10 protein-coding genes and 1 pseudogene are annotated in these 12,848 nt (G+C 36.4%); 4 read left to right on the forward strand and 7 right to left on the reverse strand.

The window, feature by feature from the left end; all coding sequences use genetic code 11:
• Window positions 1–61: 61 nt before the first annotated feature.
• Window positions 62–1,427, reverse strand: a pseudogene (locus MHH59_RS25960) (UDP-glucose dehydrogenase family protein).
• Between the two features lie 451 nt (window positions 1,428–1,878).
• Here MHH59_RS25960 and MHH59_RS25965 point away from each other — a divergent pair.
• From MHH59_RS25965 to MHH59_RS25975, 3 genes are all read left to right on the forward strand, one after another.
• A complete protein-coding gene (locus MHH59_RS25965) occupies window positions 1,879–2,952 on the forward strand; it encodes a glycosyltransferase family 4 protein (RefSeq protein WP_000378307.1) in 1,074 nt (357 codons plus the stop codon).
• Window positions 2,953–3,160: 208 nt separating this feature from the next.
• The gene (locus tag MHH59_RS25970) at window positions 3,161–3,898 is read left to right on the forward strand and encodes a polysaccharide deacetylase family protein (protein WP_002129943.1); all 738 of its coding nucleotides are present in this window, start codon (window positions 3,161–3,163) and stop codon (window positions 3,896–3,898) included.
• Between the two features lie 104 nt (window positions 3,899–4,002).
• The gene (locus MHH59_RS25975; RefSeq protein ID WP_002034748.1) at window positions 4,003–6,681 is read left to right on the forward strand and encodes a PRD domain-containing protein; all 2,679 of its coding nucleotides are present in this window, start codon (window positions 4,003–4,005) and stop codon (window positions 6,679–6,681) included.
• 73 nt (window positions 6,682–6,754) lie between these two features.
• Here MHH59_RS25975 and exsM read toward each other — a convergent pair whose 3' ends face one another.
• Window positions 6,755–7,168: an exosporium regulatory protein ExsM gene (exsM, locus tag MHH59_RS25980; RefSeq protein WP_002166452.1), complete on the reverse strand. Its 414-nt coding sequence runs from the start codon at window positions 7,166–7,168 to the stop codon at window positions 6,755–6,757.
• A 189-nt stretch (window positions 7,169–7,357) separates the two neighbouring features.
• Here exsM and MHH59_RS25985 point away from each other — a divergent pair, with 189 nt between their 5' ends.
• Window positions 7,358–8,539, forward strand: coding sequence for a chromate transporter (locus MHH59_RS25985; RefSeq protein WP_340852729.1), 1,182 nt, complete (start codon window positions 7,358–7,360; stop codon window positions 8,537–8,539).
• 40 nt (window positions 8,540–8,579) lie between these two features.
• Here the strand turns inward: MHH59_RS25985 and chbG are convergent, their stop codons facing one another.
• The 5 genes from chbG to MHH59_RS26010 form a co-directional block, all read right to left on the reverse strand.
• A complete protein-coding gene (gene chbG, locus MHH59_RS25990; protein ID WP_147739999.1) occupies window positions 8,580–9,284 on the reverse strand; it encodes a chitin disaccharide deacetylase in 705 nt (234 codons plus the stop codon).
• A 51-nt stretch (window positions 9,285–9,335) separates the two neighbouring features.
• Window positions 9,336–10,661 carry a 6-phospho-beta-glucosidase gene (gene celF / locus MHH59_RS25995; protein ID WP_002034744.1) on the reverse strand — a complete coding sequence of 442 codons (1,326 nt, stop codon included), beginning with the start codon at window positions 10,659–10,661 and terminating at the stop codon, window positions 9,336–9,338.
• A gap of 3 nt (window positions 10,662–10,664) precedes the next feature.
• Entirely contained in the window at window positions 10,665–10,988 is a 324-nt protein-coding gene (locus MHH59_RS26000) for a PTS lactose/cellobiose transporter subunit IIA (RefSeq protein ID WP_340852733.1), read from the reverse strand.
• Window positions 10,989–11,171: 183 nt separating this feature from the next.
• A complete protein-coding gene (celB, locus tag MHH59_RS26005; protein WP_001168832.1) occupies window positions 11,172–12,479 on the reverse strand; it encodes a PTS cellobiose transporter subunit IIC in 1,308 nt (435 codons plus the stop codon).
• 16 nt (window positions 12,480–12,495) lie between these two features.
• The gene (locus MHH59_RS26010; protein ID WP_001023569.1) at window positions 12,496–12,798 is read right to left on the reverse strand and encodes a PTS sugar transporter subunit IIB; all 303 of its coding nucleotides are present in this window, start codon (window positions 12,796–12,798) and stop codon (window positions 12,496–12,498) included.
• Between the last annotated feature and the right edge of the window lie 50 nt (window positions 12,799–12,848).

A 12,848-nucleotide genomic window follows, 5' to 3' on the forward strand; every position in this document is an offset into this window, starting at 1 on the left:
TCTTTCACTAGTTAAAACTTCTATTATCGCATATAAAAATATGCATGTGAAAATACACTTTTTAACGCACCTGAGAAACATTACTATTACAGGCGCCTTTTCGCCCAACTGAGTAATAATCTAATCCATGCTTCTCGGCATCCCCATTAGTATAACAATTTCTCCCATCAAATAGAATAGGTTCCCTCATAAGCTGTGCATACTTTTCTAGCGGATAATTTCGAATTGATTCCCATTCTGTTACGATAAAAACTGCATGCGCCTCTCTAATCGATTCATCTATACACTCAGTGTATCGTATTTCCAAATAAACTTCTTACATTTTGAATAGCTTGCGGGTCATATAAAACCACATCCGCACCTATATTAATTAATTCCTCTATTATAATAAGAGATGGCGCTTCCCTAATATCGTCAGTATTCGGTTTGAATGCTGCACCAAGAACCGCAATTCGCTTCTTCTTCATATCTATAATTTTCTTCGCTTTTTCAACTAACAACAACTGTTGTTTATTATTCACTTCAATGACTGCTTTCAACAAGCGAAAATCATGAGAAACATTCCCTGCAATTTGCACAAGTGCTTTCGTATCTTTTGGAAAACAAGATCCTCCATATCCGATGCCTGCATTTAAAAAAGATGCACCAATTCTCTTATCCATCCCCATCCCTGTAGCTACATCTACTATATCTGCACCCACTTGCTCACATATATTAGAAATTTCATTAATAAAACTAATCTTCGTAGCTAAAAAAGCATTAGATGCATATTTAATCATCTCAGCACTTCGAATATCTGTAATATACGTTTGTAAGCTTAATTTACTGTACAAATTCTCTACTTTCCTTGCAGCTTCTTCACTACATGCTCCAATTACGATACGATCACCATGAAAAAAATCATAAATACCAGAACCTTCTCTTAAAAACTCTGGATTCGATACAATATATAATTCATGTCTACCTTGTAGTTTATCCTCAATCCATTCTCTCATTACATCATTTGTCCCTACAGGAACCGTACTTTTCGTAACAACAATAATATCGTTATTCACATATATTCCAATATCATCACAAGCGCTACGAATATACGTTAAATCTGCTGTTCCATCTAATAAAGATGGCGTTCCAACTGCAATAAATATAAACTCTACATCATTAAATGCCGTTGATTTACTTGCTGTAAAAGTTAAATGATTATTCTCGTATGCTTCATTTATTAATTCACTTAATCCACATTCATAAATAGGTAACTCGCCTTGTTTAATCCGTTCAATTTTTTCACTATTTATATCGAAACATGTGACTGAATGTCCCAATCTCGCCAATCCTACTCCCGTAATCAATCCAACATATCCGGTACCTATTATCGTAATTTTCATTTTCCTTTCGCACAGGAATATACATAAGAAAATATACGAATACACAGAATTCTCCCTGTGCTTCCCCCTCTCACACTAAAAATGAGAAAACTCTTTCACTTCTTTATTATATGAATTGTTTTTTTATTATTTTTTAAGATTTTGTAAAGTTAAATGATGCAATATATACAAAATGTAAATTCCCACATTTTAACACGGAACTTACTCAATTTTACGTGCAACACTTATAATACTGAAACAAAAGTCATCGCTATATGAGAGGGAAGTACAATGTCACATTACAAGCCACAATATGAGATCAACCTTCTCTAAGGACACAACATTCCATATCCAATTGTCATATATTCTATTCACTCCCCTTTACAGCCGAAAGAAAAAAAGATTGAATTCTAATCTTTTTGTGATACCATATGTTATGAGCCTGTAAATAAACATCATAATTTTCAGATAAATACAATTAGAAAAATTACGTTAAACTATAAAGGGTGGGGTATTAATGGACTCACAAGTGATTTATGCCATTTTGGCATCTTTCATCACTGTACTCGTCGTTACTCCTTTAGTTATTAAATTAGCTTTCAAAATAGGAGCAACAGACAAGCCAAATGCGCGTAAAGTACACCAAAAAATTATGCCTCGTCTTGGCGGGTTAGCAATTTTCATCGGTGTAGCCGTAGGATTTGTTGTCGGTGGATTGTACGAACAAAGAATGTTATCGATAACTTTAGGTGCTATCATCATTGTTATCATCGGGATTTTAGATGATATGTACGAACTATCTGCGAAGGTAAAATTCGGTGGACAACTATTAGTTGCCATCATGATTGTAAAAAGTGGATTATTAGTGCAAGTATTATATATTCCAATTCTTGGAGATACTGAACTCGGATGGCTTGCTTATCCAATTACTGTATTTTGGATTGTAGGTATTACAAATGCCATCAACTTAATTGATGGATTAGATGGATTATCCGCAGGGATTTCATCTATCGTACTTGCAACGCTAGCATATATGGCCTTCACTAGCCCATGGGGTACTGGAGCAGCTATTATATTACCTCTAGCACTGATTACATTAGCAAGTACAATTGGATTTTTATTCTACAACTTCCATCCAGCAAAAATTTTCATGGGAGATACAGGAGCACTATTTTTAGGATACTGTATTTCTGTTATATCGTTACTTGGATTATACAAAAGCGTAACGTTATTCAGTTTTATCGTTCCAATCATCATTTTAGGTGTACCTATATTCGATACGACATTTGCAATTATCCGCCGTATCGTAAATAAAAAGCCTATTTCAGCACCTGATAAATCGCATTTACATCACCGTTTGCTTGCAATGGGATTCTCTCATCGTAAAACGGTACTAATTATTTACGCATTGGGTATTTTCTTTAGTGTAAATGCAATTATTTTCAGTAGTGCAACATTATGGTTATCCATTATTCTTCTTTTCATTTTAATCTTCTTTACAGAAATCATTGCTGAAGTAATCGGTCTTGTACACGAACGTTACAAACCAATTATTTCCTTCTATAAAAAAGTGAAAAAACGCGAAGACTAATTGTAGTATAGCCTTTACTATTATGAAATATTCAAATAGCATCCTCTTTTCATAAGAGGATGCTATTTTTTATTTTTTAATCCTTATTCCCCATTTCCAAAATATAGATTGTTTGAGAGTGCCTCTATTGGAGAAAGATATACGTATAACGAAAAAAGTATCAAATTTTCATTTTTACATCTTGATTGTCAAACTGAGGGTGAATGTTATGATCAAGCGATTACTTCAATGTATAATTTTATTTTTAACTATTACTATGTACGCATCATCGAATACAAAAGCAACTACAGACATTCAAGTAAAAGATTACCAAAGTATTCAAACTACCTCTCCTACAACAAAAATTGCGTACTTAACATTTGATGACGGACCAAATAAATACACACCACAAATTTTAAATATTTTAAAAGAGAAGAACGGAAAAGCAACTTTCTTCGTTATTGGCGGAAAGGTGCCACATTATAAAAAAACGATGGAGCGATTGATTAAAGATGGACATTATATCGGTCTCCATAGTATGTCGCATGATGTAAAACGTCTTTATACTGGCGATCCATCTGTTTTAATTGCAGAAATGGAGCAAACCCAAAACATTGTCCAGCAAGTTACACATTTAAATACACATCTCGTTCGGGTCCCATACGGTAGCATGCCTTACTTAAAAAAGAATTACCGTGATGCACTCGTATCTGCCCAGTATAAAATGTGGGATTGGACAATTGATACATATGACTGGAAAAGCTATGATAATCCTTCCGCAATACTAGAAAGGGTACGAAATCAAAGCGATGAACAAGTAGAGGTTATTTTAATGCATGATTCTAGTGTCACAGTGCAAATACTCCCAAAAGTAATTGATTATTTACACTCACAAGGATATAAACTACTTCCCTACAATCCATCTTCCCATCTCGAAGTGAATTTTTGGAAAGACACAAGATTGTAACAGCTTTAGTGCCTATGTACTAAAGCTGTTTTATTTTTCTCTTCCCACACTTCTCATTTTTGTGTAGAATTTTAAATAGTGATGAAGTTTCGAGGTGAATAGAAATGAAACGAATAGATCTCATTTTTAACGCAATACAAAAAGGGAATTATACAGAAGGTATAACAGCATCAGAACTCGCTACACTTCTACAGCTAGACCGTGCAAATGTTAGTAGCGATTTAAACAAGCTTGTGAAAGATAATCGTTTATTAAAAACGAGTACACGCCCTGTCCGTTTTTATATAGAAACGAACACTTCATTGGAAACGCATTCAACAAAGGGCACTTCATTAGATACATTTGCTATTGAAAATACAAGCCTAAAAATTGCAATTGAAAAAGCAAAAGCTTCTATTCTTTATCCTCCAAACGGTATGCATACTTTACTACTTGGAGAAACAGGTGTCGGAAAATCGATGTTCGCTTCTTTAATGCACGAATACGCAATTGAAGTGGAACAACTTCCAAAAGATGCACCTTTTATCGTCTTTAACTGTGCTGATTATGCAAACAATCCACAACTACTACTTGGACAGTTATTTGGGATAAAAAAAGGAGCTTACACAGGTGCCAGTGATCAAAAAGGGTTAATTGAAAAAGCACATGAAGGAATCCTCTTCTTAGATGAAGTACATCGCCTTCCTCCAGAAGGACAAGAGATGCTCTTCACATTTATTGATCGCGGAGTATACCGCCGCCTTGGAGAAACGGAAAATGAACGTAAGGCACGAGTGTTGATTATTACTGCAACAACCGAAGAACCGAATTCATTTTTGTTAAAAACATTTACAAGACGTATTCCGATGACCGTTACGCTTCCACCACTTCGTGAGCGAACACATAAAGAACGGTTTGCTTTACTACAGCTATTTTTCACAAATGAAGCAATTCGTCTAAGGAAAGAGATTCATGTTAGTCCAAATACAATGCGTGCTTTCGTCTTTTACAATTGTCCAAATAACATCGGCCAATTGAAAACGGACGTACAAATCGCCTGTGCGAAAGCTTATTCTGATTTCGTAACAAAAAAACGTGATTCTGTCTGTGTTTCAAGTACAGATTTACCTTGGTATATGAAAGAAGGATTATTTATTGAAAGAAAGAGCCGTCATCTATATCAAATACCAAATGAAACATTTGTATTTACAGGTGATGAAGGTTGGAGTAAACATACAATAAAACCCGAAGGAAGTCGCTCTTCTATTTACGATTATATTGATTATAAATATGAAGAACTTCAAGCACGCGGCATTGAAGAGGAAGAATTAGAATTACTAATAGAAAATGATATTCAAAGCTTTTTCGTCCAATACTTTAACCAAATATCTAAAAAAACAAGTCATGAAAATGTTTTTAAAATTGTGGATCGTAATATCGTTTCCGTATGTGAAAAAATTGCGGAACTAGCTGAAAAATATTTATCTAAAACTTTCGATGAAAAAGTATTTCTCGCTTTAAGTTTACATGTACAGACAACTCTACAACGTTTACAGGGCGGGAAACAAATTCACCACCCACAATTAAATCAAATTCGTACGAAATATAAAGAAGCTTTTTCCGTAGCTATGCAATGTATTCAGCTATTAGAAGAAGAATTACAAATAACAATACCTATTGATGAAGCTGGCTTTTTAACAATGTTCTTCGTTGTTGATCCAATTCCTGCCTCACAAACAGAAGTAAAAGTATTAATATTAGCACACGGTAATGGCATCGCAACAGAAATGGCAAACGTTGCAAACGAACTTCTCGGTATTGATGAAGTAACTGGTATCGATATGCCCTTGCATGAATCACCAAAAGACTTCTTAGAGCGTGTTAAAGTGTATATGAAAACACTTCAAAATGTAAACGGGCTTCTCTTACTTGTTGATATGGGATCTCTCGCTTATATTGGTGATATATTAGAAACTGAATTCAAAATCCCTGTACGTGTTCTTTCCATGACGAGTACACCACACGCACTAGAAGCAGCTCGAAAAGCTCAGCTTGGCTATTCATTAGATGCACTATACGAAACAGTTAAGAACTTAACGCCGTTCTATTTAAACGTACAGGAAGAAAAGAAAAAGCCACTATCGCCAATGAAATCCGTGATTTTAACAGCTTGTTTAACCGGCGAAGGAAGTGCTTTAGCAATTCAAAAAATGTTAGAGAACTATTTACGCTTTGATAAAGACTTAATTGAAATTATTCCGATTAGCATCGTTCATGAAAAAGATTTAACGAAAATGATCGAGAACATAAAAAAAGAGCGTAATATCATTTGTATCGTCACGAATTTCGATATGCAAATACCTTGCTTAACATATCATTTCCAAGACATTGTGAACTACACAGCTATTCAACCAATTCAAGAATTGATTACGTATGAAGAAACATATGCAAAAATGGCTGATATTCTTGAACAACAAATGCAGCGTAACGATGGAGCATTACTTATTAAAACAATTCGTTATGCATTAAATACAATTCAAGAATTGATTTCTTTACAGCTAACTCCCGACAGTTTAATGGGTGTGATTTTGCATATGAGCTGCATGGTTGACCGTCTTCAAAAAGGTGAAAGTCTCCTCCCTCATCCTGATAAAGAGAAACGAAGACAAGATGAGTACTGGATGTATATGAAAGTGAAAAAAGCATTGCAACCTATTGAAAATACATTTGAAATACAAATCCCAGATGACGAAGTATTTTATATAATGGACTTCTTCATTAAAAATCAGCCTGTAAAAAATTAAACTAGGCGATATTGTAGCACTCTATATAATTAGAAAAGGCTGTTCCAAAATGTTTTTTGGACAGCCTTTTCGCTTACTTCTTTACTTCCCTTATTCTCCCCCTTATTTCTCCCTTTTTATTAGATTTCGTATTAACATTTACATATACATTTGCCTGCATTATTTCTTGAAACAAGCTGTCAAATGCTCTCCCCTGTAAAGGCCCTTCAAAATCCTCTACTCTAGCTACACCAGTAACGACTCCTTCATTCACACTAATTCCTTGCTCTAACGGACCAAACAAACTTAAAATAACTGGACCAATTTGATTCGCTTTTCCTAAATGAATTTGGCATGACGTGATTTTTTTTATATTTTTTAATATGACCCGATATTGCAACTTCTTTAAATCTTCACTAAAAATGAGCTCTGTTACACCGTAAGCTTCTGTATTTACAGGAGGTACTTCCCTCTTCCCTGTTAACCTAGCAAAGAAATGTGTTGTCATACGGGCATTCTCCTCATATAAATTTCCCAGCACTACTTCTACTACTTTATGGTTTAGACATAATCATTTATGACTTTTTCAAATTTTAATTACGAAGAAAAGATTCACACAATCTTTACATTAAAATCGTTTCTTTTGCTTTACTCCCTCTTGTATAATGCACTTAGAAAAACAGTCTAGGAGGAAATTTTGAAAAATAATAACTACTCTTTCCAATCATTAATAGAGATTTTTCTCGTATCATTTAAATTAGGACTTACTTCATTTGGTGGTCCCGTCGCCCATCTTGGTTATTTTCATCATGAATACGTGCAAAAAAGAAAATGGATGGATGAACGAAGTTACGGAGACTTAGTAGCGCTATGTCAATTCCTTCCTGGCCCTGCTAGCAGCCAAGTCGGTATGGGAGTTGGCTTATTGCGCGGCGGATTATTAGGAGCCATTATTTCATGGATCGGATTCACTCTCCCATCTGTGCTCGTTTTAGTTTTCTTCGCTTCATTTCTTAACCAATTCGAGCTTGGAAGTACTGGCTGGATTCACGGACTGAAACTTGTAGCGGTCGCAATTGTCGCTCATGCAATATGGGGAATGGCTCAAAAGTTAACACCAGACCGAAACCGTGCAACAATCGCAATTGCAACTGCCGCAATCGCCCTATTATGGCCAAGTAGCTGGACACAAGTAATTCTCATTATAGTATCTGGTTTCATCGGTTGGTTTTTATATCGTGGTCAGCCAGTTAGCCAAGCTCATAAAATAAACGTACCTATTTCAAAAATGGTAGCCATATCTTGTCTCGTCTTATTCTTCGGACTATTAATACTGTTACCGATGTTACGACCATACTCTTATTTCATCTCTTTATTTGACAGCTTCTATCGCTCTGGTGCACTTGTATTTGGCGGAGGGCATGTCGTACTTCCTCTTCTTGAAAGTGAGTTTGTACAAAACGGGATGATGACAAAAGAACAATTTCTTGCTGGATACGGATTAACACAAGCAGTGCCAGGCCCACTATTTACATTCGCTTCTTATATAGGAGCAGTGCTAAATGGAACCGCCGGAGCAGTTGTTGCAACGATCGCTATCTTTCTTCCTGCCTTCCTGCTCGTTGTTGGCGTTTTACCATTTTGGGACAGTGTAAGGAGAGTATCTTACATACAAGGTGCACTACTTGGAGTAAACGCAGCCGTTGTCGGCGTTTTACTTGCAGCTTTTTATGATCCAATTTGGACGAGTACAATTATGAATTCTGTAGATTTCGTTTTTGCTTCTCTTCTATTTTGCTTACTCGCTTTTTGGAAAACACCACCTTGGATTATCGTTATAATCGGGGCCTTCGGTGGATATGTTCTATCCATTTTGTAAGCACAAAAAACGACGGCCCCATTTAGCCGTCGTTTTCCTATTAAAACTTCACAAGCTCCATTCCCTCAGGCAGCTCACTCTCCGTTAAAATACGCAACTCTTTCACGCGATCCATTACGTAAGAAGAACGTTTCACAAGCTCTGGGTCAATATAAGCTGGATGCACCATAATTTCTACCGTTTGCTCGTCCTGCACTCTTTCCTTTAACTTCACAAAGTAATCTTCCGTCACACCGTCAGCGTAAAAGTCACTGTAAAACACATCTGAAAATGGGCGCACCGCTCGCTCTTCTTCACAACGACGAATTGGAACATTATATTTACTTGCTAATCTCTCAAGAACGTCGTGTAAAAGCGGTAATCCATGCACGTGATGATGACTATCTAAATGAGTTGGTGTTAATTCGTAAGATAAAAACTTCTCAATTTGAGCAGTCCATTCTTTTTCTACCTCTTCTGGATTTATATTTCCTTCCCATACAACACTTTGTTTATGAAAAAATCCATCGCTACTTACAAGTGATGGAACGTCTTTAAGAAGCGGTTCTCCTGCCGTTAATACGAGATGAACTCCTATCCCTAACGTTTTATACTCTTTCGCTAAGCGTACGGCATGCTCTGTCCCTGGCATATTCATCATCATCGTCGTTGAATTTACAATCCCGTTTTTATGTCCATCAATAATTCCGTAATTTGTACCTTCCGTAAGACCGAAATCATCTGCATTTACAATTAGTTTAATCATCGCAATACCTCCTACTAGAATTAAAAAAAGCGGGCTAAACAGCGCCGCTTCTTATTTCTCTATCTTCTTAAAGAATTGTGGAAGATGTTCTTTATGTGCTTCCAACATTTCATCTAAAATTTGTTTTGCAACTTTATCTGATGGTACAAGTGGGTTAATTGTCATAGCAAGCAGCGCCTTATGATAATCCCCTGTAACAGCAGCTTCAATTGTTGTGCGCTCAAATGATTTAATTTGCTGTACTAAACCACGAACTGGTACTGGAAGATCTCCGACCGCAATTGGTTTTGGACCTTCTTTCGTAATAATACAGTTCACTTCAACAGCCGAATCATGTGGCAAGCTTGCAATTGTTCCGTTGTTTCGTGTATTAACAGGCTGGATATCACCTTTATTATTGTAAATAGACGTAATTAAGCTACATGCTGCGTCACTATAATAAGCTCCGCCGCGCTTTTCTAATTGTGGTGGCTTAATATCTAAATTCGGGTCTTTATATAGCTCGAATAAATCATCTTCTAATTGTTTTACTACTTCTGCACGTGTACCTTTTTCAATCGAAGCTGCCTTCTCTTCTTCCAACATTTCACGTGTTTTATAGTAGTAACGATGATATGGACACGGAATTGCACGAAGACCGCGAATAAAGTCTGGCTCCCAGTTAAGCGCAGCAATGTTTTCCATCGTAATTTGCTTTTCTGGATCTGTTACAAGTTCTAATACACGATCCATTACGCTTACGCCATCCAAGTATACATCTAATCCGTATACCATATGATTTAAACCAGCGAAATCAACGTGTACCCGGCTTGCATCTACTTCAAGTAATCTTGCAAGACCCATACGAATTCCGATTGGAACGTTACATAGACCAACTACTCGTTGAATGTTCGTGTAGCGAAGTACAGCTTCTGTTACCATACCAGCCGGATTCGCAAAGTTAATTAACCATGCATTCGGACAAAGTTCCTCCATGTCCTTACAAATATCTAAAATAACAGGAATCGTTCTCAGCGCTTTGAACAAACCACCAGGACCATTCGTTTCCTGACCAATTACATCATATTTTAATGGAATTGCTTCATCTTTTGCACGTGCTTCTAACAAACCAACGCGAAGCTGCGTTGTTACGAAGTCAGCATCTTTTAATGCTTCACGGCGATCAAGTGTTAAATGAATATCAATTGGTAAACCTGATTTTTTCACCATACGTTTCGCTAAGTCACCAACGATTTCTAACTTCTCTTTTCCTGCCTCAATATCTACTAACCAAATTTCACGAACAGGAAGCTCATCATAACGCTTAATAAATCCTTCAATTAACTCTGGTGTATAACTAGATCCACCGCCGATTGTAGCAATTTTAATTCCAGTCATGCTTTATTCCCCTTTCGCTTCTAACTTTTTATAAAGGTCAATAAATTCTGCTGCTAATTCTTTTACTGTAATCGCATTCATTAAATGATCTTGTGCATGAATTAAAAGAATACTAATCTCTGTTTTTTCTCCTCTTGCTTCTGATTGTATGAGCTCTGTTTGGAAATGATGCGCTTCATTAATCGCTTCTTTCGCCTTTACCATCGCTTCATCAGCCTCTGCCATTTTCCCCTGTTTGGCAAATTGAAGTGCCTCCATCGCAAAGCTTCGTGCATTACCACTATTTAAAATTAATTGGAATGGAATTTGTTCTGCTGTAGTCATCATAATTACCGCCCTCTCTATTATGGTTCAACCGATTTAAATACCCCTTCAGTTTGAACATTTCTATTAAATTATTATTTTATTAATGATAGTTTGGTGTTCTTGTAGATGGGTCTCATCTTTCTGAACATGATATAAAGGTAATTGTTCTCACAGATAATGTTACCTGTGAGAACAATTACTATGTTACATAGGTACAGAGTTGTTATTTCCTTGTGCTGCTGCTTTTTCAGTACGAACAACAGAACGGTCAGATAATACAACGAATGGATAGTAGATTACCATCGCAATTACAAAGTTGAATAACTGTAGAATTGCACCTGAAAGATGTCCACCTGTTACAAGATAACCACTAATAATTGGTGGTGTTGCCCATGGAATCATCACAACTGTTTTTGGTACCCACCCAATAGATATAGCTGTATAAGAAGTAATTACTAATACAATTGGTGTTAGGATAAACGGTAAGAATAAAATTGGATTTAAAATAATTGGTGTACCAAAGATTACTGGTTCGTTAATATTGAATGCACCTGGTCCAATTGATAAGCGAGATACACCGCGTAATTGTGCACTTTTTGCTACAAGTAATACGACCACTAAGAACGCTAATGTTGCACCAGAACCACCAAGATATACGAAAGTATCAAAGAATGGTTTTGTAATAATGTTTGGAACATCAAATGCAGATGTACCACCTTGGAATAACTTCATATTTTTCTCTAATGCCGGTAAGTATAATGGCTCAATAATACCACCAACGATATTTGGCCCATGTAAACCGAAGAACCAAAGAAGATGAACAAGGAGTACAATGACAATTGCACTTGGTAATGTCCCTGCTAAACTTTGCAGTGGTGATTGAATCGTATTAAAGATAAATTCATGAACACTTGTACCAGCTAATTTCACTGCTAATTGAATACCTGCAACTACTGTTAAGATAACAAATGCTGGAACTATAGCTGCGAAAGATCTTAAAACTGCTGGCGGTACTCCATCAGGCATTTTAAAAGTAATGTTTCTTTGTACAAAGAAACGGAATACCTCAGTAACAAGGAGTGCCACGATAATTGCTACGAATAGCCCTTGTGCCCCTGTCCAAGCTAAGTTCAATCCGCCTTCTTTCGGTGTTGTTGGCGTAAGAATAATTAACGCACCAAATGAAATAATACCTGCTGACAAACCATCAACGCCGTAAGATTTTGCTAAGTTATAACTTGTTGTAAATGCTATGATTAGTGCTAGAATTGCGAAAGAACCAGTCCACATTCCACCGCCAACTTGTTTCCACGTTTCACCAAACAAACCTTTCATGAACTCTTGGAAAGCTTCAGACGGAAAACCATTAATTAGTGATGCCAGTGCACCAACTAAAATAAGTGGCATAACTGCAATAAATCCATCACGGATCGCAGCTAAGTGACGTTGCGATCCGATTTTACCAGCGACAGGAACAATATATTTCTCCATGAATGCAATAAACTTTTGCATTTCGCTTCCCCCCTAATTATTTTTTAAGTGTTAACGCGTGATCTAAAACTGCTTCTCCATTCATCATGCCGTAGTGCATTGGATTGATAACGTCGATTCCAACGTTTCTCTCATCAGCAAGCGTTTTCATTGAAGAAAGCATGTAACGAACTTGTGGTCCTAGTAATAATACATCTGCTTGATCGATATTTGTTTTTACTGCATCCCCAGATACAGCCCAAATCTTTCCTTCTAGACCGCGAGCTTTTGCGGCCGCTTCCATTTTTGTAACTAGTAAACTTGTAGACATCCCTGCTGAGCAACATAATAAAATATTCATTTATAAATCCCCCTTGTGTGGTATAAAAAATTTATGTTTTTTATTTTTCT

This window comes from Bacillus sp. FSL E2-0195, assembly GCF_038003645.1.
GTDB lineage: Bacteria > Bacillota > Bacilli > Bacillales > Bacillaceae_G > Bacillus_A > Bacillus_A mycoides.

Bases quoted from the DNA above. Each gene is read 5' to 3' on its own strand.
- MHH59_RS25975 (WP_002034748.1), top strand. From the start codon at position 4,003: ATGAAACGAATAGATCTCATTTTTAACGCAATACAAAAAGGGAATTAT.
- MHH59_RS25965 (WP_000378307.1), top strand. From the start codon at position 1,879: ATGGACTCACAAGTGATTTATGCCATTTTGGCATCTTTCATCACTGTA.
- celF (WP_002034744.1), bottom strand. From the start codon at position 10,661: ATGACTGGAATTAAAATTGCTACAATCGGCGGTGGATCTAGTTATACA.
- celB (WP_001168832.1), bottom strand. From the start codon at position 12,479: ATGCAAAAGTTTATTGCATTCATGGAGAAATATATTGTTCCTGTCGCT.
- MHH59_RS26000 (WP_340852733.1), bottom strand. From the start codon at position 10,988: ATGATGACTACAGCAGAACAAATTCCATTCCAATTAATTTTAAATAGT.
- MHH59_RS26010 (WP_001023569.1), bottom strand. From the start codon at position 12,798: ATGAATATTTTATTATGTTGCTCAGCAGGGATGTCTACAAGTTTACTA.
- MHH59_RS25970 (WP_002129943.1), top strand. From the start codon at position 3,161: ATGATCAAGCGATTACTTCAATGTATAATTTTATTTTTAACTATTACT.
- chbG (WP_147739999.1), bottom strand. From the start codon at position 9,284: ATGATTAAACTAATTGTAAATGCAGATGATTTCGGTCTTACGGAAGGT.
- exsM (WP_002166452.1), bottom strand. From the start codon at position 7,168: ATGACAACACATTTCTTTGCTAGGTTAACAGGGAAGAGGGAAGTACCT.